We start from the raw sequence: 20,706 nt of genomic DNA on the forward strand, positions 1-20,706 counted from the left end.
AATGATGTTGGCTTACTCAGACAAATCAACACATAAATATTTCATTTCTAGATAATCATCAATGCCGTATTTAGAACCTTCACGCCCCAAACCTGACTGTTTAATCCCACCAAAAGGAGCTACTTCTATAGAAATCATTCCTGTGTTGACTCCCACCATGCCATACTCTAGTGCTTCACCCACTCGCCATTGACGTGATGCATTTTGTGTAAATAAATAAGCAGCCAAGCCAAATTCGGTATCATTTGCCATTTGCACAGCATCTTGTTCTGTTTTAAACGAAAATAATGGTGCTAAGGGTCCAAAAGTTTCTTCACGTGCAACACGCATCTCTTGTGTGACACCCGTTAAAACTGTGGGTTCAAAGAACGTATTACTTTCACTTAAGCGCTTACCGCCTGTGGCAAGCGTCGCCCCTTTTGCTAGTGCGTCTTGAATGTGTGACTCAACTTTGGCAACTGCAGCCTCATCAACCAATGGACCTTGCGTCGTCCCCTCGATTCGACCATCGCCGACTTTCAGTTTATTTACTTCTTCTATTACACGTTGTGCAACAGCATCATAAATACCCTCTTGAATATAGACACGATTAGCGCAGACACAGGTTTGCCCACTATTACGGAACTTACTTGCCAAAATCCCTTTTACTGCTTGTTCAATATTGGCATCATCAAACACAATGACAGGTGCATTTCCACCCAGTTCTAGAGACAGTTTTTTAATAGTTGGCGCACATTGTTCCGCCAAAATACGCCCAACTTCTGTTGACCCTGTAAACGTAAGTTTACGAACAATATCACTTTCACACAGTGTTTTACCGACTGCGACTGAGTCACCACTCAATGTGATCATCACATCGGATGGTAAACCTGCCTGTATTGCCAAGACTTGTAAAGCATAGGCACTTAGTGGTGTTTGTTCCGCAGGTTTGATGAGCATTGAACAACCTGCTGCAATTGCAGGTGCGATTTTACGTGTAATCATTGCCGCAGGAAAATTCCATGGTGTAATCGCAGCCGTCACACCAATGGGCTGTTTGATCACCAATAAACGCTGCTGTGCTTGTGGTGATGGTAAAATATCTCCATCTATACGGCGCGCTTGCTCTGCAAACCAACGAATAAATGAAGCTGCCGACCCAATTTCACCACGCGCTTCTGCGAGTGGTTTTCCCTGCTCTGCAGTTAAAATCTGTGCTAGATCTTCTTGATGATCTAACATCAAGCGATACCACGCCATCAAAATATCAGCACGTTGTAAGGCTGTGAATTTTTTAAATGCAGCCTGCGCTTGCTCAGAACGCAAAATAAAATGCTCAACAGAAGCACGATCATGCTGCTTGACCCAAGCTAAAGATGTGCCATTGGCAGCATCTTTTACTTCGATATATGCACCTGAAGTCGGCGCTTCAAATGCAATATCAGCATGGTTTAATAAATAATGATATTTTTGATCAATCATGCAGGCATATCCTCTTTCTTCGTCGCAATCGCAGCAAAGCCTTCCTTAATAATCTCCAAAGCATTTTGGAACTGTGCATCTGGAATTGTTAAAGGATATAAGAAACGAATCACATTGGCTTTTTTACCACAAGACAATAAAACCAGTTTTTTGCTCATCGCATAGTCTTGTACCACTTTGACTTGCTCAGCCGTATTTAGCTCAATCGCAATCATTGAACCTAAACCACGAATATCACGTATAAAACTATGCGTATCACGCAAGTCTTCAAGTACATTAATTAACTGCGCACCAAGTTTATTGGCACGATCACATAATTTTTCTTCTTCAATCACATCAATGACAGCATGTGCAGCGGCAACTGCCAAAGGATTACCCGCATAAGTACCACCTAGTCCACCTGGATTTGGTGCATCCATAAGATCAGCACGTCCTACGACACCAGAAATAGGGAAACCACCGCCTAAACTTTTTGCCATCGTAATCAAATCAGCTTTGACGTCTGGATAATGTTCCATTGCAAATAGTTTCCCTGTACGTGCAAAACCTGTTTGAACTTCATCTGCGATCAGTAAAATACCATGTTGATCACAGATTTGACGCAAACGAATCATCAGTTCTTGTGGTGCAACATTGAAACCACCTTCGCCTTGAACAGGCTCAAGTACAATCGCAGCAACATCATGTGCAGCAATATCTGTACTGAAAATATCTTCTAAACTTTCAATCGCATCATCTACACTGATGCCATTCACTGCAACAGGATAACGTGCATGAAATACGCCTGAAGGCATTACCCCAAAATCACGCTTATAAGGTGCAGTTTTACCTGTCATTGCCATAGTCATAAAAGTACGACCATGGAATGCACCACCAAAAGTGATTACGCCATGACGCTTAGTTGCTGCACGTGCAATTTTAACTGCATTTTCAACAGCTTCTGCACCTGTAGTAAATAATGCAGCCTTTGCTGGACTTGTAACTGGTGCACGTTCAATAATACGTTCAACCAAAGAAACATAACTTTCATACGGTACAACTTGGTATGCAGTATGCGTAAATTTGCCTAATTGTTCAGTGACTGCCGCAATAATTTTTGGATGGCGATGTCCTGTATTTAAAACAGCAATACCACCTGCAAAATCAATATATTCATTGCCTTGAGTGTCCCATAAGGTCGCATTTTCAGCACGCTCAACAAACCATTGACACATCACTCCAACACCACGCGGAGTTGCTGCTAATTTACGGGCATTCATTGTAGAATCTTGCTGAGCCATATCGTTTACCTCAATCATTATATTCATGGTGTGTACTGTTCATACTTCACGATTTGAAAGTTTTCACAGTGCACTTGATAAATCTAATGTGGCTTGAATTTTTGCATGAAACGAGAGCCAATTTTATATATCAATCAGGTACCAATTTTATTCCTGATGAATCACCAAAATTTCACCTCAAAAATATTTTCTTAAAACCATCTACGACTTTAGTCTAATTTTTATAATTAAATCAATAATTTTATAAATCATATACTTATATATGTTTTGAATAGTTTTTGTGTTTTTGAGCATTTACCAACACTTTCACACTTTTATTTTTTGCTATTTGACAGTTGAAATAAAACATAATACATATAGTGTTATATGTAATAGTTTAAAACCAAGGACAAGGAATAAAAAATGTCAAACAATCAACTTAAACACTTTATCAATGGTGAATACATCACCGCACAATGCACAGAATACTTTGACTTGGTCAGCCCAGTAACAGGGCAAGTCTATGCTCAATCACCTAATGCAACTGATGCAGAAGTGGATGCTGCCTATGCAGCTGCAAAAGATGCTGCAAAAATTTGGGGACGCAGTACACCATCAGCACGTCAAAAAGCATTATTAGCTTTGGCTGATGCCATTGAGGCAAATGCAGAACGCTTGATCGAAGCACAGAGCCGTAACACAGGGCAACTCAAACACCTGATTGCTTCTGAAGAAGTTGGCGCATCAGCAGATCAAGTTCGTTTTTTTGCAGGTGCTGCTCGTTTACTTGAAGGTACTGCTTCAGGTGAATATCTTGAAGGTTTAACCTCTAGTATCCGTCGTGAACCTGTGGGTGTGGTTGGTCAAGTTACACCATGGAACTATCCACTTATGATGGCAGTCTGGAAAATTGCACCTGCTTTAGCCGCAGGCAATACAGTTGTACTCAAACCAAGTGATACGACACCTGAAAGCACATTATTACTTGCAGAAATTGCAGCACCATTTTTCCCGAAAGGGGCATTTAATGTGGTCTTAGGACAAGCACAAGTTGGCTCAAAAGTCGTATCACACAAGACCCCTGCTTTGGTTTCAATCACAGGTTCAGTACGTGCAGGTTTACAAGTAGCAGCGTCAGCCGCAGCTAATTTGGCAAAAGCACATTTAGAACTTGGCGGTAAAGCACCTGTTTTAGTTTTTGAAGATGCAGATCTAGAAAAAGCGGTTGAAATGATTGCAATGACAGGCTATTTCAATGCTGGTCAAGACTGTACAGCAGCAACACGCGTCATTGTTGCTGAAACAATTTATGATGAATTTGTCAGCAAATTAGTTGAAGCAGCAAAAAATACACGCTTTGGTGACCCAGATGATCAAGATGCATTATATGGTCCATTGAACAATACCAATCAACTGCAAAATGTTAAAGCATTTATTGCAAATCTACCTGCACACGCAAAAGTTGAAACGGGTGGTAAACAAGCAGACCGTCAAGGTTTCTATTTTGAACCAACAGTGATCACAGGTTTGCAGCAACATGATGAAGCCATTCAAAATGAAATCTTTGGACCAGTGATTACTGTACAAAAATTTGTGGATGAAGCCGATGCAATTGATAAAGCCAACGATGTGGAATATGGCTTAGCATCAAGTGTTTGGACTAAAGACCATGCCCGTGCAACTCGTCTTTCTCGTGAGCTTGATTTTGGTACAGTTTGGATCAATACCCACATTCCATTAACCGCAGAAATGCCACATGGCGGCTTCAAAAAATCGGGCTATGGCAAAGATTTGTCAGGTTATGGTTTTGAAGAATATACCCGCGTGAAACATGTCATGAGTTCAAATGATTAATACATTGATTGACTCAGGTTTAAGCCACAGGTTTTACCAATGATCAACACTCCAATATGATCATTACCATAACAACAGTAAAACCTGTGGCTTTTTTAAAAAGCAATTTTAAGAAATGGATGACAAAATGAATAAACAGGAAATCAAAGACTTAGTCAGCAAAGCACATCATGAATTATTTACTTTGCATGATATCAGTGCATTAGATCGTTATTTTTCAGAAGATTTTATTGAACACTCGCCACTGGTTGCAGATGGAATTTCAGGTTTACGCCAACTGGTAGAAGACCGTCCAGAAATGAAACATGAAGCTGTTCGTATTCTTGCTGATGGTGATTTGGTTGCCATTCATGGGCGCTTTCAAGGACTTGATGAACAGCCTTTGGTTGGCTTTGACATTTATCGTGTAGATAATGGTAAAATCGTGGAACATTGGGATGGTTTGGTTTCTGAAGCATCACCAAACGTCAGTGGACGCACGCAATTAGATGGCGAGACTCAAATTTTCCCGAGTGAAAATAATGAAGAAAACCGTGAAATCGTCACATCTTTCTTTAAAAAGACCTTAATTGGTGGGGATTATAACGGTTTCAAAGACTATGCCCAAGGCAACCATTTTTTACAACACAGCCCCGATATTGGTGATGGCATCGAAGCTGTCATCGATTTTTTAAACAAAATCCGCAATGAAGGTCAGGGTTTAGTATACTCAAAAATTCATCGCACAATTGCCGATGGACAGTTTGTTCTCACCCATTCTGAAGGCAGTATTTCTGGCAGTCGACATGCATATTTTGAACTTTGGCGTGTTGAAAATGGTAAAATTGTAGAACTTTGGGATGCAATTCCTGCTGTACCTGAAGATGAGCATGCTGTTCATTCTTATGGCGTATTTTAAACCCTTTATTTGTTTGTATGAGCTAGGTCAAAGATCTAGCTTTTTAGAGAAACGGCTATGTCAGCATATACGATAATTTTTGCACCCATCGGTCAGGCAACTCGTTCTGAACAAGTTGTTGAGCGCTTGGAAAATGCAATTATCTCTGGATTGCTCAAAAGTAATGAACAACTTCCAAATGAAGCTGATTTAGCGCGCTTAATGGGTGTTTCTCCAATTACTGTACGTGAAGCCTTAAATACTTTACGTGTAAAAGGTTTGATTGACACACGCCGTGGTCGTAATGGTGGCAGTTTTGTCTGTGAACTACCACCAGATTTACTGTTAAATCAGCATCCACTACGCCAAGCATCCAGTGAATTTCTCGCAGATTTGGGTGAATTTCATAGTGCTAATTTTAGCCATAGCGTGTATTTAGCCGCACAGCGCACAACACAATATGAACTCAGTAAAATCCAAGAATTAATTGAACAATTTGCCCAAGCAACTGAGCCTGATACACGTGCCCAATACGATTTACGTTGTTTATTGACCATCACATCCTTTGCTCAATCTGCACGTCTTGCCAATCAAGAACTCATGATTCAAGCAGAATGGGCACCGCTCATTGCTGTACTTTATCAAGATGATGGTTTTCATTTCAAAATGATAGAGCAATATCAACAACTCTTATCTTCATTTATCCAAGCCAATGAAGATGATGCGTTAACCCAAGCAAGAAAAATTATTTCCATGCTAACCGATCAAATGCTTCGCTATAAGTTATCAATTCAATAAAACAAAAAACAGATAAACTAAAATAAAGCATTGAAATCAATATGGAATTTAGGAGTTACAGGAATGACCCAAAATCTATATGTCAAAGAGCTTCAGGAGCTACTGAAACAAGTCATTGATGAAACTACATCAACGGCTGAACGTTTGGCAAAACAAGCCAGTCAAATTTGTGCACAGCATCAATTTGAACGAAATAAAGGAATCAAACTTTCAGTTGCAGAACGTACTGCTTTGCAACAGGAAATCAAAATGGCGCTCTATAACAGCAGCTATAGTCAAGGCATGGGATTTGCAAGTTATAGCCCTGAAACACTGGAAGAACAAGACTATTGGACACTTGAATGGTGGTATAAAAAAGAAGGAAAACTGCAACAAGCACAGCTTGAAAATTATCAAAATGCGCAGCGTTTTTTAGATTTCCGCTCATTTGAATGGTTTCAACAACCTGCCCGTAACAATCAACCTTGTTTCTATGGACCTTATGTAGATTATATCTGTAACGGTGCTTATACCATCACCATTGCACATCCTGTCATGTTAAATGAGCAATTTATTGGCGTGATTGCAACTGATGTTTTAGTGTCTGCATTAGAGAAAATTTTGATGCCAAAACTCAAAAATATCAAACAAAAAGCGGTCATTATCAATAATAGTGCTCGTGTGATTAGCTCTAATGATGTCAGTATTCGTATTGGAACTTTACTCAAAAATCAAACTGTACAAGTGAACACTCGCCCCAGTGCCTCACTCCAATTGGTTTTGGTATAACTAAATTTAAATGTGTATTCAACATATTTAAAATTTAAAAACTCGCAATATTAGACCACCAACAACGCTCGTTTAATTTTCTTAAAAATCGAGCAAGGGCTTCGTGCAGCCCAAATTTAAGCAAACTTTCTAGGACAGGAAGTAAAAACAAAAATTCAAGGTTGAAATCGCATGGAAAATATTGAAACTTCGGGCAAAAAATTGTCATTGTGGCAAGTCACGATCATTGGGATTGCCTACATGACGCCAATGACTGTTTTTGACACATTTGGTATTGTTTCAGGAATCACCAATGGTCATGTACCACTCGCATATTTATTGGCATTAAGTGCAATGCTACTTACGGCATGGAGCTATGCACGTTTTAGCCGCAACTCTGAAAAATCAGGTTCAGCATATAGTTATACAAGCGAAAGTTTAGGTCCTAAAAGTGGCTTTTTTGTTGGTTGGTGCTCACTACTCGATTATTTACTTTTACCCTTAATCAATGTGTTATTGGCTGCAATTTACCTCACGGCTCTCATTCCCAGTGTACCTTATTGGGCTTGGGTAATGGTCTCGGCAGGTTTAGTTACATTAGTTAATTGTTTTAGAATCAAAATCCTTGCAAACCTTAGTTTAGTCTTTGTTTTTGCACCTATTATTTTAATGGTTGTTTTTGTATATCTGGTCATACAAGGCATCAGTTCACAGCAAAGTTACCAACATATTTTAACGTTAACACCGCTTTGGCATGGACAGCAGAACATTTTACCCTTGATCGCAGGTGCTTCAGTTTTATGTTTTTCATTTTTAGGTTTTGATGCAGTTACGACATTATCAAATGAAACTAAAAATCCAACTAAAACCATTCCACGTGCTGTGATTTTAACCACACTAACAGGCGGAGCAATCTTCTTTACTGCCTCATGGTTTATTCAACTGTATTTTCCGAGCAATATCCAGTTTAAAAATCCTGATGAAGCATTACCAGAAATCGTGTTGTATGTGGGTGGGGCATTATTTCAGTCCATATTTTTATGTGGTCAAATCATGAATACTGTTGCTTCTGGGCTTGCCTCGCATGCCAGTGCATCACGTTTACTCCATATCATGGGACGAGATAATATTTTCCCAAAAAAATATTTTGGTTCAATGCATGCATCATTAGGCACACCTTTTTTCTCCGTTTTATTTGTAGGGCTGATCTCACTCTCTGCGATGTTTTTAGATTTGGCTCAAGTGATTAGCCTGATTAGTTTTGGTGCATTAGTTGCTTTTACTGCGGTAAATTTCTCAGTATTTGTCAAATTTTATATTCGTGATAAGCAACGTGATGGATTTAGAAATAAGTTTCTTAATCTGTTTTTACCTCTTCTCTCTGTCATTTGTATTCTTTGTTTATGGATCAATCTTGATTCATCTTCACTGACTTTTGGTTGTTTCTGGTTAGCGATTGGCATTTTGCTATTTGTCTATAAATTACTGAAAAAACAAAATATTGCTATAAGCAGCGCCTATTAATTTATGTTAAGGAAAGCCCACATGAACACACTTATAAAATCTCAGCACATTGCAAAGCCGCAGCATTTAAAAGATGTAAAATTTAAAGACAGTGCCGCTACACAAATGGGTAAAGAATGGAGTTGGATTAACCCCAAACATAAACAAGCTCATGAAAAAATTGGCTCAAACCCTGCAAATTATTATGAAAGTTCACTTGAAGACTGGCATACATTTGAACCATTAACAGCAGATATTGAATGTGATGTTGTAGTGATTGGTGCAGGTTTACTCGGGTCTTCAACCGCATTACATTTGGCTGAACAAGGCGTCGATACTGTGGTTTTAGAAAAAAATCGTATTGGTGCTGCGGCATCTGGTCGCAATGGTGGGCAACTGACACCAGGACTTGCTCGTTGGGAAGCAGCAGAAATGGCTGAGCGCTTAGGATATGAAGATGCTAAAAAATTGTGGCATTTTACATCTACAGAAGCAATGCGTTTAATAGATGATATTTCACAAAAATATGAACTTGATTTAAAACGTAAAAATGGTCATATCACAGCAGCAGTACATGAAGGTCATTTGGTTGCATTAACACAAGGTTCAGATGCACGAAAATATTTAGGTGAAGACCATACACAGATTATTGGTCAACATGAATTACAGGATTATATTAAGTCAGATTATTATACTGGAGGCTTATTAGATAATTTAGGAGGACAAATTCACCCTTTAGCTTTAAATCGAGGCTTAATCTATAGCTTTTGCCAAAATGGTGGCAACGTCTATGAGCAAACTGAAGTCCTTGAAATTGAAGAAAAATCAGATGGAATTTACATCAAAACAGCACAAGCAATCGTAAAAGCTAAAAAATCTGTAGTGCTCGCAGTTCATCATGCCTCATTCAAACTTTTACCTGAACATAAACAAACCACGATTCCATTTTATACTTATGTCAGTACAACTGCACCTTTAGAACTTGATATAAAAGCGTTACTCCCTTTTGAACATCCTGTGTATGACACGCAGTTTCAGATTGACTACTATCGTCCTGTTACAGAAAATCGTTTATTGTTCGGTGGGCAAGGTACAGGTACATGCTGGGGTGCAGAAAAAACATTAAGTTATCTGAAACAACGCATTCATACAGTTTTTCCACAAATTAAAAATTTGGAAATGGATTTTGTTTGGAGTGGAACAACTGATTTAACTGTGAATGGTGCTGTTGATAGCCGTAAATTTCACAATAAATTTCCTATATATGCAGTACATGGTTGGAGCGGACATGGCGTTGCACAAACCGTTCGAATCGGTAAAGCCATCGCAGATGATTTTATAGGACAAAGTGCTGATTTTGAAATGTTAGCAAAAATCCATCATCAAAATATCTTATTGGGACGTAGCTTAGCACCTTTGGTTATTCCAATTGCAAAAAGTGCTTTTGGATTAGGAGCAATGATCAACCCAGGGAAAATGGTTTCATTTTAACCCCCTAAAGTCATCATGAGATGTTTGAAATTTCCCTATAAAATCCTCAAGCATCTCCTTATTTTCTTGTTGATATTTAGACAGATCCTCTAAAAATTACCAAAGTCTTGATCTTTATAAATAACAAATGCTGTATGCTAAATCATGAAAATAAAAGGATTTTTATCAATTGGAGAAACTGTTTGCGTAGTTTATTAGGTGATCATCTTTTACAACGCCTACAACAACAAACTGAGGGCGCATTATATCAACGTGTTTTTCGTTGTTTACGTGATGCCATGATCGAAGATGTACTGCCTCCCAAAACCCGACTACCAGCATCTCGTGATTTGGCACATGAGCTTAATGTATCTCGCAATACTATTTTAAATGCTTATGAGCAATTACAAGCGCAAGGATATGTTGAAGCATTTACAGGTAGTGGTACGTGGGTGAGTGAAAAATTACCTGAAACTTATCTAAATGTTTCAAGTAATGAAAGTTCAATCAAAGCTCAGAATTCTTATGAATTAAAAAACTTATCTAAACGTGGCATGAATTTTTTTGAAAATGCCGCTGCATCGCCAAATCAATGGGGAGCATTTGTACCAGGTGTACCCGATGTCACTGAATTTCCTCATGCTGAATTTAGTAAAATATTACTACGACTCAATCGACAACCAAGTGTTAACAACTTAATTTATACCAATGAAGGGGGTTGCTTAGAGTTAAAACAAGCACTGGCTGAATATTTACGTGTTGCTCGCTCAGTCAAATGCGATACCGATCAGATTTTAATTACAGAAGGTATTCATCAAGCCGTTGATTTTATTTCTAGAGTCTTATGCGATGTTGATGATCATGTTTGGGTTGAAGACCCGGGATATTGGGGAGCACGAAATATATTAACCATGAATGGTTTAAATATTCACCCAATGGCAGTAGATCATGAAGGTATTATTCCTGACCCTACAGCCCCTGTACCCAAACTCATTTTTGTCACACCATCGCATCAATATCCTTTAGGTTCACATTTAAGTTTGTCACGGCGTCGCCAATTGTTAGATTTAGCGCGTGTACATCGCAGCTGGATCATCGAAGATGACTATGACAGTGAGTTTCGTTTTGAAGGTCAACCCTTTCCCTCATTACAAGGTTTAGAAGAAAATACACCTGTGATTTATATGGGAACATTCAGTAAAACTATTTATCCTGCATTACGTGTCGGTTATATGGTCGTACCCAAAAGCCTCGTTTCAGGTCTAAAAACCATTTCTGCTGAGCTATATCGGGGGGGACATATGCTCACCCAACAAGCATTAGCTGAGTTTATTCAAATGGGACACTATGCTGCACATATTCGACGTATGCGACTCCTCTATACCAAGCGACGTGCATTTTTAATCGAGTTAATTGAACGTTATTTAGGTTCAAACTTTGTACATGAATATAGCCATGAAGCAGGTTTACATCTGGTGTTAAAACTACCTGATCATGCAGACGATGTTGCTATTGGTCAAATTGCGTTGACACGCGGTGTAAAAGTACGCCCTCTTTCTCAATATTTTATACAAAATCAAAATGCGACTCGTGGATTACTCTTAGGGTTTGCTTGTGTTGCTGAAAAAGAAATGCTGATGGCATTTAGTGTGCTCAGACAATGCTTAAAAGAACACGCCATATTGCCTGAAAATTAAAGTAAAAAAGACTTCTTTTATTACAGTGAAAAAGAAGTCTTTTAACTAAAAAAACGAGAATATTAATTAAATCTACGTTTCAACTGAGGAACTGCCACATGCTTATTTTTCGCCGCACGTACCTGAACAATAATACCAATCAACATCACCAATGCAGCCGCTGCCCCTGTTGATAAGACCAAAATTCGATATTGTTCAATAAAAGTCATTGCGATCAAAGACAGGCTAATAAAAACAATCACCACATAACTTAACCATGGAAATAACCACATTTTCAGTTTAACTTCCTGCCCTTCACGCTGCATTTTATAACGTAATTTGACTTGGGAAATCGCGATGACCAAATAAACCAACATGGCAATCATCCCTGTTGTATTCATTAAAATATCTAAAATTTCTCTAGGTTTTAATGCATCGAAAAAGTTCATACAAGCAATGGCAAATGCCATAACGCAAGAAGCAAATACAGCAAAAATAGGCATTCCATTGGCACGTGTTTTTTGGAAAATTTGTGGAGCATCACCCCGTTTTGACAATGAATACAACATCCGAGAAGCAGTATAATGACCTGATACAAAACAGCTACTTACTGAAGTTAATACCACAAAATTCATCACCCATTGCGCACCAGGTACACCTAAAATTTCAAATGTACGTCGATAAGCGCCATAACCTGTTTGACTTAAAAGTGGATCATTCCACGGCACAATACACACGATCAAAAAAATTGAGCCAATATAAAAAAGACAAATTCGCCAAACAACGGACTTGATGGCACGCTTGGTTTGTTCAACAGGATTTTTCGACTCTGATGCTGCAATCGTAACGATTTCTGCACCTAAAAAAGAAAACATGACTCCTAATAATGCAACAATGACGGGTCCCATACCATTGGGCATAAAACCGCCATGCCCTGTCAAATTATGGATTGCATTGACTTCAGCCATAGGTAAAAGTTTCACAACCGCCAAAATACCTAAAATAATAAATACAAAAATAGCGATGACTTTAATTAAAGCAAACCAAAACTCAACTTCACCATATTTACTCACTTGCATAAAGTTGATAAAAATCAAACCAATGGTCATCGCCAATGTAAATACATTGACACTAATATAGGGAAACCAATCATGCAAAATAATTCCTGCAACATACGCCTCCCACGCCATCAATAAAACCCAAAACCACCAATATAACCAACCGATCGTAAAACCTGCCCAACGCCCAATCGCACGTTCTGCATAAGTTGAAAAAGAGCCTGTATCTGGAGATGTTGCTGCCATTTCGCCCAGCATGCGCATAATAAAAACAACCAATGCGCCACCAGCGAGATAAGCTAAAATCACAGCGGGTCCTGCTGCTGCAATAATGCTACCAGAGCCCACAAATAACGCTGCACCAATCACACCTGCAAGCGACATCATAGTGAGATGCCGTGTTTTTAAAGAGGCACTGAGCTCATTTGATGACTCATTCTTATTGATTTGCATATTTGATTCATTCCATGAATAATTTCTTAAGTAACTGACATAGATAGATATTTATAAAATTCCAACATCCAAATTTGGAAAATAAATATCAAACCTACTCTTTTTTGCTTAAATTTTTTGTTTTACTCCTCAACCCCTCAAGTACAAAAAATATTCAATCCTTAATTTCTTATGTTTCAGGTCAGATCCAGCATCAGATCAATCTCATTCAGATTAGAACGGCTATTTTTGTAAAATAAAAAATCGTATATTTTTCTATATTTCACAATGATTTGAAGCTCATAAAAACCAACTTAAAACAATAAAATCAATGATTTAAAAAATATTTACACTACGGTTTTTAAACTCAAAATTAAATTCTAAATCACAAGAATTTTAATTTTTCTATCAACTATTTTTCTTTACTTGGATAATGTCTGCTCAATACAGTTTCTTTTCGAGTACCGCTTTCACTACAATTTAGGGTACCAATTTTGATATAGAGCATTTTTTAGATCGGCAAATGTTGATGGGCTCTGCTCAAAATCTGCTATTTAAGATAATTTTTTAGACTCTAGATTTGTTATATTTTTAATGCTCATAAAAAATGGGCTAAGTTCAAAGACTTAACCCATTTGAAAAATTATTTAATCGCTAAATAATTATTCCCATTCAATTGTCGCTGGTGGCTTGCTTGATACGTCATAAACAACACGAGAAACGTCAGCAATTTCATTCATGATGCGAGTCGAGATTTTATCAACCAGATCATAAGGAAGGTGTGCAAAACGAGCTGTCATAAAGTCAACAGTTTCAACCGCACGAAGCGCAATCACCCATGCATAACGACGACCATCACCAACTACACCAACTGATTTAACCGGTTGGAATACTGCGAAAGCCTGAGCAGTTTTGTCATACCAACCGCTTGCACGAAGCTCTTGCATAAAGATGTCATCAGCTAAACGAAGAATATCAGCATATTCTTTTTTCACTTCACCCAAAATACGCACGCCCAAACCTGGACCTGGGAATGGGTGACGATAAAGCATTTCATGTGGTAAACCTAAAGTTGTACCTAAACGACGTACTTCATCTTTAAACAAATCACGGATTGGCTCAACCAATTCAAATGCTAAATCTTCAGGTAAACCACCCACGTTGTGGTGTGATTTAATCACGTGTGCTTTACCATTTTTGGTTGCAGCAGATTCGATCACGTCAGGGTAAATCGTACCTTGAGCAAGGAAGTTCACGCCATCAAGTTTACGTGCTTCTTCAGCAAATACTTCAATGAACTCACGACCGATGATTTTACGTTTTTTCTCAGGATCAACTTCGCCTGCAAGTGCAGTTAAGAAACGCTCTTCAGCGTCGGCACGGATCACACGGATGCCCATGTTTTTCGCAAACATGTCCATCACTTGCTCGCCTTCGTTCAAACGAAGTAAACCATTGTCCACAAATACACATGTCAATTGATCGCCAATCGCACGGTGTAAAAGTGCAGCCACAACAGATGAATCCACACCACCTGAAAGACCTAATAATACTTTTTGATCACCAATTTGCGCGCGTAATTGTTCTACACGTAAGTCGATGATGTTTTCAGAATTCCACAGGTTACGACAACCACAGATGCCATGAACGAAGTTCGATAAAATCTCGGCACCTTTGGCAGTGTGCGTGACTTCAGGGTGGAACTGGATACCATAGAAACGACGGCTTTCATCAGACACCATCGCAAATGGGCAGCTTGGCGTGCTTGCTGTGACTTGGAAACCTTCAGGAATGCGCGTTACTTTGTCGCCGTGGCTCATCCATACTTTTAATTGGTCTTTAGAATCTTCAAGATCACCAATCAGTTTGTCACGAACCTGAATATTGACTTCAGCATAGCCAAACTCATGCACATCACCTGGCTCAACTTTACCGCCAAGTTGCTCTGACATGGTTTGTAAACCATAGCAAATGCCCAATACTGGTACGCCTAAATTAAAGACGATTTCTGGCGCACGTGGACTGCCTTCTTCATGCACACTTTCAGGACCACCTGAAAGAATGATCCCGTTCGGGTTAAATGCACGAATGTCTTCTTCTGACATATCAAACGCATACATTTCAGAATAAACACCAGCTTCACGAACACGGCGTGCAATCAATTGGCTATATTGAGAACCGAAATCCAGAATGAGGATACGATCTTCAGTAATTTGAGTATTGGTCGTCATGGATATACAACTATGCAGGCAAATGGATTTAAGCGCCATATTCTAACATTTTTCAGCGCAGGACGCACACCCTTCCATCAAGTTGACACAATTTTCAAAAGTAAAATGACTTATTTTTAAATTATAATGCGTTTAAAGATTTTAAACTTTTTTCCACATCTATAAACGATCTCAATTTCAGCTCAAAATAATATGTTCCATATCACAGAAGAAATACTCAAAATTCAAAATACCCATTTTTTTAAAAATATGGGGCATGCAAATTTTACAGATCAATCTATTGTTTTCATTAAAAATATTGAAAGTGCTTTTATATATCCTCAAGAATCAGACTTTAAAAATATCTATCACCAAGTCAAATGGCTTCCAACAAGTCTAAGTGAAACTGACCCTTTTTATACGATGACTCAAAGACCTCCTGAATTAATTATTATTTTAAGAAAACAAATCACTCAAGCCTTAATGCAATCTATTCGAACCGTTGATCCTCAATTATTTAAATATGACCAGTATGATTTTCAATATGCCGCAAAAAATGCATTGTGTTTTGCTTTTCGCCAAGCATTGATTGAAAAATATTATGGACTAGGACAACACTGGGAAAAAATCACTGAACTTTACTATTTAGGTCATTGGGTCATTGGATATACAACTGATCAATATATTGTCATTTAAACATCAAAATCTAAAAAAGCCAGATTGATTTCTGGCTTTAAACTCACTCTATTAATCTTTATTTTTCAATCAGATGATCAAGACTGATTTTTCCCGCACCATGTAACATTAGGAAGAATAAACCACCCGCCATAGCAAAGTTTTTCATCAAATGAATCGCATCTTCAGCACCACTATGAAAGATAAAAGCTGTAATTAAACTAAATAGAGCTAATCCCATCGCAGCAAAACGCGCTTGAAAACCCAATAACAATGCTAAACCACCACCAAATTCAACCAAAATCGTCAAAGGTAACATAGCGCCAGGAACACCCATAGACTCCATATAACCTACGGTTGCGCTATACGCAGTAATTTTCCCCCAGCCCGCCATAATAAAGATATATGCCATGAACGCACGTGCAATGAGTGTAAGTAACGCTTCGGCTGATGTTTGATTGACTACATTTTTTACAACAACGTTTGGATTAAACATGAGAACACCAATTTTTTATTTCATATTGAAGATGATGCTATGTTAGAGCCGTACTAAATTTGAATAAATATGTCATTATTCAACCCATCGTATCAAAAACAGAACGATAATAAATGCATTTATTTACTTTTTAATACTGACTTTCCCGTCTCACACTGCTAGGATTTGTGCACAATTTGACTTAGCTTTCACCTCATGAATCTCATTGATTTTATTTTACATGTTGATCAACATTTATTTGAATTTATAACAAATTATGGTTATTGGGTTTATGGAATTTTATTCCTAATTATTTTTGTCGAAACAGGTTTAGTGGTGATGCCCTTCCTGCCTGGCGACAGTTTACTTTTTGCAGCAGGTGCTTTAGCAGCTTCAACAGGTGCAATGGATCCTGTATTGCTGGTCATCTTACTTTTTATTGCAGCCGTGCTGGGTGACACTTTAAATTATCATATCGGTAAATATATTGGACCTCGTGTCTTTGAAATTGAATCACGCTTTATCAACAAAGAGCATTTGGTTAAAACCTCACAATTCTTTGAAAAACATGGCGGTAAAACCATAATTTTTGCTCGTTTCATTCCTTTTGCACGAACTTTTGCACCTTTTGTTGCAGGTGCAGGAAGCATGAATTATAAGTATTTTTTAACTTATAATGTGATTGGCGCATTATGTTGGGTGGGTTCATTTATTACATTGGGTTATTTATTTGGTAGACACCCATTAGTCAAAGATAATTTTACACATTTAGTCTTTGGTATCATTATCTTAAGTATTTTGCCGGGTATTATTGGTTATATTCGCCATAAATTTTTTAACAAAGATAAAGCTTAAAAAAAACGAACCACAACAGGCAACATACATAAGACTAAAAATAGCGCTGATCCTTTATACCATTGGTCAGCGCGAATGCCTTTCATATTTCCAGCTAAAACCTTGCGTCCCCAATACATCCAAAATACTGCACAAGGAATGAGGCATAAACTAAAAATCCCCATCACTAAAAAGTAATGTGCAAAAGAGTCCCATGTTTCTACAGGAAAAATACCTGCGGCAAATAAGATCGTTTTAGGGTTTTTTAAAGTTGAAATAAAGAGCTGCGATGGTGTTAATGCCTTACGTGATAAACCATGGCTTTCTAAATGTGATGTTTTCCATAAATGGAAAGCGAGCCAAAAAACGTATAAAGCACTTGCTACATGTAAAAGATCTATCAGCATTGGCCAAATGGGTAAACTCAGATGAACCAATAACGCCCAAATACTAATGCCATATAAATAACCTAAAAGCTCCGCAGGAACCAAAGTAAATGTCTTGCCAAATCCTTGTTGATATGCTGAATTTGCTAATAATGCATTGGTTGGACCTGGAATCAAAAGTACAGCTAACATTGCAGCAATAAACAGCCAATTTTCAATCATATAGCGAATATAAATCGAGGAAACAGACGCACACCTTAAACGAAAACCTGAAAATATGACAAGTTTTTAATACCATTTCATATGTAATTTTAAAGTTATTTTTCAATAATTTAAATTCTAAGTATTTATTTTTTATAAAATTAATAATGAAATATTTAGTTAAAAATAAATTGAGATTTCCAGTATCTAGACTGAAAATCTCATAAAAACTACTTTTTCACTTCTTGACGTTTTGGCACATAAGGACAATTTTTAAACTGTGCAGCTTGTGAAATCGCATCTTGCTGACCATAAAGATTTGCTAATTCAGAATTTTTTGTATTCGAAGACTGTCCCATATTGAGTGAAATAGAAGGTCCAAAGCCCCAGCCGCCGCGTCCCCAACCACCGCCAAGCCCAACACCTACGCCCATTCCTGTACGTTTAGCAGGCTGTACACCATTATTAATATACTGCTGAATACGCTGAAACTCAGAGTTAAGCTGTGCGCAATTCATTGCCTGATATTGTGTAGGCGATACATAACTTGGTTTTACAGTCGTTGCACAAGCGGTCAAAACAGGTAAACCAATGATGAGTGTTGCCCACTTCACTGCATTTAAATAGCTCAGTTTCATCCTATATCTCGATCTTATTTTTGCTCAATCTCATTGAACAATGATTGATATGCCTGCGTCAATTTATGATCTGTTGCAAAATAGATAAGCGGTAGATTTTTATGATGTGACTCTTTCATTAAAACTGAAGGTGGCAGCATATGATTTAAAACAGGTAAATTTTCATCTTTTAACTGTTGTACCACTTCACGTGGTAGTTTTGCTTGCGCTTGAAATTGATTAACGACAATACCTTCAATTTCCAAACGATCATTGTGATCATCTTGAGTTTCGATGACATTTTCAATCAAAGTTTGTAATGCACGTTTTGAAAAAACATCGCAGTCAAATGGAATCAGAACACGATCAGCCGCAATTAACGCAGATAAGGTAAAAAAGTTAAATGCTGGCGGTGTATCAATAAAAATTCGCTCATATTGCCCAACAAGCGTCTGTAAAGAGTCACGTAGCTTATAAATTTTATGTTTTGCTTCTAAAGCATGCTCTAAACCACCCAACGTCGGGCTTGCAGGCAATACATCTAAGTTTGGAAATGGCGAACGATGGATATATTGATCAAAGCCTTTATTTTTTGATTTTAAAATTGAACCAATTGCATTGCCCAGTAAGCCTTTTTGTTGATTATTTCCAAGAACATCATTAAAAAAACTTTCAATATTAGGTTCAAGTGCTGTTTTATCTGCGGAATACGTTGCGTCATCACCTAATAAATATTGACTCGAATTTGCTTGAGGATCTAAATCAATCACTAAAGTTTTTAGACCTGAATGCGCACTCATTGCAGCCAAATTTACTGCAATACTCGACTTACCCACCCCACCTTTTTGATTAAATACCACACGTGTAAGCATAATTTCCTCAAATTCATTCTTTTTTGACTTGTATGCAGTTTAACCTAGACTCCATACAAGTAGGAAATAAATGTCTAACAATCAACCAAAAACAGGCTTAATAATAATCAATGAAATAATCGCAACAAAAGCGATGATACCTATCATTAATCCTGCTCGACGCTGTGCCAATAAAATAGAATCATCTTTTTTATACACTTTAATCTGCGATGACAATAACACTAAAAATAGTACAATTTTTGCGTAAAACCAAGGTTGTACTTGGAATTTATTCATCACCAATAAAGCAACACCCGTCACCACCAACAAGGTATAAGACAAATGCTGCATAGCCACAAAACCAACACGACCTTTTGGATTAGGTTGTTGATTTTTCGTACCAATAAATAAAGTGGATGCACGTAATACAAATATCAGCATAGCTAAAGCTGCACTCGACATATGTACAATTTTAACAACCAAATGGATATCCATAATTTACCTTATGCTTTAGGTGCATGTGCACATTCAGGGCTTGCAGGTGCTTGTCCTTGCCATTCATTTGGTACATAAGCATGAATTGCGAGTGCATGAATTTTTCCTGGATTTAATAATTCTGCTGCCAAGGCATATACTTTTTGATGGCGTTGTACCAAACGTAAGCCCTCAAAGGCAGCACTCACAATAATGACTTTAAAATGAGATTCTTTACCTGGAAAATATCCACCATGTCCTGCTGACTCATTAATAACCTCTAAATGAGTAGTTTCTAACGTTGTTAATTTTTCAATCAATTGCTTTTCAAGACTCATTTTCATGACCTTTACAAATTTCTTTAATTTTAAGTATAGCGGATAATTATTTTTTTGTTATGAACCTGTTTTAAAGCCTTAAATATCTGCTGCAAACTTTTAAAAATAGCGTAAATATATGGCAAAAATTTGATATCTAAACTAAAAAATAAAAAAATTGTGTTAATTTTATGCAATCAGCACGTTTTATAATAAAAAATTGTTGACCCTGATTTTTCTTAATGTATTATAAGCCCCATGCGGGAATAGCTCAGTTGGTAGAGCATAACCTTGCCAAGGTTGGGGTCGGGAGTTCGAGTCTCCTTTCCCGCTCAAAATTTTTTCATTCGGTTTTTTATTTAAAAAATTGGATAGACTCCGCGGGAATAGCTCAGTTGGTAGAGCATAACCTTGCCAAGGTTGGGGTCGGGAGTTCGAGTCTCCTTTCCCGCTCCAAAATTTTTTCATTCGGTTTTTTATTTAAAAAATTGGATAGACTCCGCGGGAATAGCTCAGTTGGTAGAGCATAAC

The 20,706-nt window shown here is 37.7% G+C and carries 19 protein-coding genes and 2 tRNA genes; 11 read left to right on the plus strand and 10 right to left on the minus strand.

Annotated elements, in window-relative coordinates:
• Positions 1 to 12: 12 nt before the first annotated feature.
• Both HX005_RS02410 and gabT read right to left on the minus strand, forming a co-directional pair.
• The gene (locus tag HX005_RS02410; protein WP_107009452.1) at positions 13 to 1,461 is read right to left on the minus strand and encodes an NAD-dependent succinate-semialdehyde dehydrogenase; all 1,449 of its coding nucleotides are present in this window, start codon (positions 1,459 to 1,461) and stop codon (positions 13 to 15) included.
• Positions 1,458 to 2,741 carry a 4-aminobutyrate--2-oxoglutarate transaminase gene (gabT, locus tag HX005_RS02415; RefSeq protein ID WP_286376151.1) on the minus strand — a complete coding sequence of 428 codons (1,284 nt, stop codon included), beginning with the start codon at positions 2,739 to 2,741 and terminating at the stop codon, positions 1,458 to 1,460. The genes HX005_RS02410 and gabT overlap by 4 nt, the downstream gene beginning before the upstream one ends.
• A gap of 402 nt (positions 2,742 to 3,143) precedes the next feature.
• Between gabT and HX005_RS02420 the strand changes: the two genes are divergently transcribed.
• The 7 genes from HX005_RS02420 (at position 3,144) to pdxR (ending at position 11,666) form a co-directional block, all read left to right on the plus strand.
• Entirely contained in the window at positions 3,144 to 4,574 is a 1,431-nt protein-coding gene (locus HX005_RS02420) for a gamma-aminobutyraldehyde dehydrogenase (RefSeq protein ID WP_286376152.1), read from the plus strand.
• A gap of 127 nt (positions 4,575 to 4,701) precedes the next feature.
• On the plus strand, positions 4,702 to 5,472 hold the full coding sequence (locus tag HX005_RS02425) for a nuclear transport factor 2 family protein (protein WP_107009449.1): 771 nt from the start codon (positions 4,702 to 4,704) through the stop codon (positions 5,470 to 5,472).
• Between the two features lie 57 nt (positions 5,473 to 5,529).
• Entirely contained in the window at positions 5,530 to 6,249 is a 720-nt protein-coding gene (locus HX005_RS02430) for a FadR/GntR family transcriptional regulator (protein ID WP_286376153.1), read from the plus strand.
• Between the two features lie 63 nt (positions 6,250 to 6,312).
• Positions 6,313 to 7,017, plus strand: coding sequence for a cache domain-containing protein (locus tag HX005_RS02435; RefSeq protein ID WP_107009447.1), 705 nt, complete (start codon positions 6,313 to 6,315; stop codon positions 7,015 to 7,017).
• A 171-nt stretch (positions 7,018 to 7,188) separates the two neighbouring features.
• The gene (locus HX005_RS02440; protein ID WP_286376154.1) at positions 7,189 to 8,520 is read left to right on the plus strand and encodes an APC family permease; all 1,332 of its coding nucleotides are present in this window, start codon (positions 7,189 to 7,191) and stop codon (positions 8,518 to 8,520) included.
• Positions 8,521 to 8,541: 21 nt separating this feature from the next.
• Positions 8,542 to 9,990 (plus strand): NAD(P)/FAD-dependent oxidoreductase, encoded by a 1,449-nt coding sequence (locus tag HX005_RS02445; RefSeq protein WP_286376155.1) that lies wholly within the window; start codon positions 8,542 to 8,544, stop codon positions 9,988 to 9,990.
• Between the two features lie 182 nt (positions 9,991 to 10,172).
• A complete protein-coding gene (gene pdxR, locus HX005_RS02450; protein WP_286376156.1) occupies positions 10,173 to 11,666 on the plus strand; it encodes a MocR-like pyridoxine biosynthesis transcription factor PdxR in 1,494 nt (497 codons plus the stop codon).
• 62 nt (positions 11,667 to 11,728) lie between these two features.
• Here the strand turns inward: pdxR and HX005_RS02455 are convergent, their stop codons facing one another.
• Both HX005_RS02455 and guaA read right to left on the minus strand, forming a co-directional pair.
• Positions 11,729 to 13,156 (minus strand): amino acid permease, encoded by a 1,428-nt coding sequence (locus tag HX005_RS02455; protein ID WP_286376157.1) that lies wholly within the window; start codon positions 13,154 to 13,156, stop codon positions 11,729 to 11,731.
• A gap of 641 nt (positions 13,157 to 13,797) precedes the next feature.
• Positions 13,798 to 15,366, minus strand: a complete 1,569-nt coding sequence (gene guaA / locus HX005_RS02460) for a glutamine-hydrolyzing GMP synthase (RefSeq protein ID WP_286376158.1) — start codon at positions 15,364 to 15,366, stop codon at positions 13,798 to 13,800.
• A 192-nt stretch (positions 15,367 to 15,558) separates the two neighbouring features.
• Between guaA and HX005_RS02465 the strand changes: the two genes are divergently transcribed.
• Positions 15,559 to 16,041 carry a hypothetical protein gene (locus HX005_RS02465; RefSeq protein ID WP_286376159.1) on the plus strand — a complete coding sequence of 161 codons (483 nt, stop codon included), beginning with the start codon at positions 15,559 to 15,561 and terminating at the stop codon, positions 16,039 to 16,041.
• 58 nt (positions 16,042 to 16,099) lie between these two features.
• Here HX005_RS02465 and HX005_RS02470 read toward each other — a convergent pair whose 3' ends face one another.
• Positions 16,100 to 16,516, minus strand: coding sequence for a DoxX family protein (locus tag HX005_RS02470; protein ID WP_286376160.1), 417 nt, complete (start codon positions 16,514 to 16,516; stop codon positions 16,100 to 16,102).
• A gap of 195 nt (positions 16,517 to 16,711) precedes the next feature.
• Here HX005_RS02470 and HX005_RS02475 point away from each other — a divergent pair, with 195 nt between their 5' ends.
• Positions 16,712 to 17,350: a DedA family protein gene (locus HX005_RS02475; RefSeq protein ID WP_286376161.1), complete on the plus strand. Its 639-nt coding sequence runs from the start codon at positions 16,712 to 16,714 to the stop codon at positions 17,348 to 17,350.
• Here the strand turns inward: HX005_RS02475 and HX005_RS02480 are convergent.
• From HX005_RS02480 to HX005_RS02500, 5 genes are all read right to left on the minus strand, one after another.
• Positions 17,347 to 17,937, minus strand: coding sequence for a LysE family translocator (locus HX005_RS02480; RefSeq protein WP_286376162.1), 591 nt, complete (start codon positions 17,935 to 17,937; stop codon positions 17,347 to 17,349). The two genes, HX005_RS02475 and HX005_RS02480, sit on opposite strands and share 4 nt — an antisense overlap.
• Before the next feature lie 209 nt (positions 17,938 to 18,146).
• Positions 18,147 to 18,554: a hypothetical protein gene (locus tag HX005_RS02485; protein WP_107009437.1), complete on the minus strand. Its 408-nt coding sequence runs from the start codon at positions 18,552 to 18,554 to the stop codon at positions 18,147 to 18,149.
• A gap of 14 nt (positions 18,555 to 18,568) precedes the next feature.
• Entirely contained in the window at positions 18,569 to 19,405 is an 837-nt protein-coding gene (locus tag HX005_RS02490) for a ParA family protein (protein ID WP_107009436.1), read from the minus strand.
• A gap of 81 nt (positions 19,406 to 19,486) precedes the next feature.
• On the minus strand, positions 19,487 to 19,879 hold the full coding sequence (locus tag HX005_RS02495; RefSeq protein ID WP_286376163.1) for a SirB2 family protein: 393 nt from the start codon (positions 19,877 to 19,879) through the stop codon (positions 19,487 to 19,489).
• An 8-nt stretch (positions 19,880 to 19,887) separates the two neighbouring features.
• Positions 19,888 to 20,196 carry a BolA family protein gene (locus HX005_RS02500; RefSeq protein WP_286376164.1) on the minus strand — a complete coding sequence of 103 codons (309 nt, stop codon included), beginning with the start codon at positions 20,194 to 20,196 and terminating at the stop codon, positions 19,888 to 19,890.
• Between the two features lie 239 nt (positions 20,197 to 20,435).
• Here HX005_RS02500 and HX005_RS02505 point away from each other — a divergent pair.
• A tRNA-Gly gene (locus HX005_RS02505) sits at positions 20,436 to 20,508 on the plus strand.
• Positions 20,509 to 20,555: 47 nt separating this feature from the next.
• Positions 20,556 to 20,631 (plus strand) — tRNA-Gly (locus HX005_RS02510).
• The last annotated feature ends 75 nt before the right edge of the window (positions 20,632 to 20,706 follow it).

It is taken from the genome of Acinetobacter sp. R933-2, from assembly GCF_030325485.1.
GTDB classification, from domain to species: Bacteria; Pseudomonadota; Gammaproteobacteria; order Pseudomonadales; family Moraxellaceae; genus Acinetobacter; species Acinetobacter sichuanensis.

Bases quoted from the DNA above. Each gene is read 5' to 3' on its own strand.
- HX005_RS02410 (WP_107009452.1), bottom strand. From the start codon at position 1,461: ATGATTGATCAAAAATATCATTATTTATTAAACCATGCTGATATTGCA.
- gabT (WP_286376151.1), bottom strand. From the start codon at position 2,741: ATGGCTCAGCAAGATTCTACAATGAATGCCCGTAAATTAGCAGCAACT.
- HX005_RS02420 (WP_286376152.1), top strand. From the start codon at position 3,144: ATGTCAAACAATCAACTTAAACACTTTATCAATGGTGAATACATCACC.
- HX005_RS02425 (WP_107009449.1), top strand. From the start codon at position 4,702: ATGAATAAACAGGAAATCAAAGACTTAGTCAGCAAAGCACATCATGAA.
- HX005_RS02430 (WP_286376153.1), top strand. From the start codon at position 5,530: ATGTCAGCATATACGATAATTTTTGCACCCATCGGTCAGGCAACTCGT.
- HX005_RS02435 (WP_107009447.1), top strand. From the start codon at position 6,313: ATGACCCAAAATCTATATGTCAAAGAGCTTCAGGAGCTACTGAAACAA.
- HX005_RS02440 (WP_286376154.1), top strand. From the start codon at position 7,189: ATGGAAAATATTGAAACTTCGGGCAAAAAATTGTCATTGTGGCAAGTC.
- HX005_RS02445 (WP_286376155.1), top strand. From the start codon at position 8,542: ATGAACACACTTATAAAATCTCAGCACATTGCAAAGCCGCAGCATTTA.
- HX005_RS02455 (WP_286376157.1), bottom strand. From the start codon at position 13,156: ATGCAAATCAATAAGAATGAGTCATCAAATGAGCTCAGTGCCTCTTTA.
- guaA (WP_286376158.1), bottom strand. From the start codon at position 15,366: ATGACGACCAATACTCAAATTACTGAAGATCGTATCCTCATTCTGGAT.
- HX005_RS02465 (WP_286376159.1), top strand. From the start codon at position 15,559: ATGTTCCATATCACAGAAGAAATACTCAAAATTCAAAATACCCATTTT.
- HX005_RS02470 (WP_286376160.1), bottom strand. From the start codon at position 16,516: ATGTTTAATCCAAACGTTGTTGTAAAAAATGTAGTCAATCAAACATCA.
- HX005_RS02475 (WP_286376161.1), top strand. From the start codon at position 16,712: ATGAATCTCATTGATTTTATTTTACATGTTGATCAACATTTATTTGAA.
- HX005_RS02480 (WP_286376162.1), bottom strand. From the start codon at position 17,937: ATGATTGAAAATTGGCTGTTTATTGCTGCAATGTTAGCTGTACTTTTG.
- HX005_RS02485 (WP_107009437.1), bottom strand. From the start codon at position 18,554: ATGAAACTGAGCTATTTAAATGCAGTGAAGTGGGCAACACTCATCATT.
- HX005_RS02490 (WP_107009436.1), bottom strand. From the start codon at position 19,405: ATGCTTACACGTGTGGTATTTAATCAAAAAGGTGGGGTGGGTAAGTCG.
- HX005_RS02495 (WP_286376163.1), bottom strand. From the start codon at position 19,879: ATGGATATCCATTTGGTTGTTAAAATTGTACATATGTCGAGTGCAGCT.
- HX005_RS02500 (WP_286376164.1), bottom strand. From the start codon at position 20,196: ATGAGTCTTGAAAAGCAATTGATTGAAAAATTAACAACGTTAGAAACT.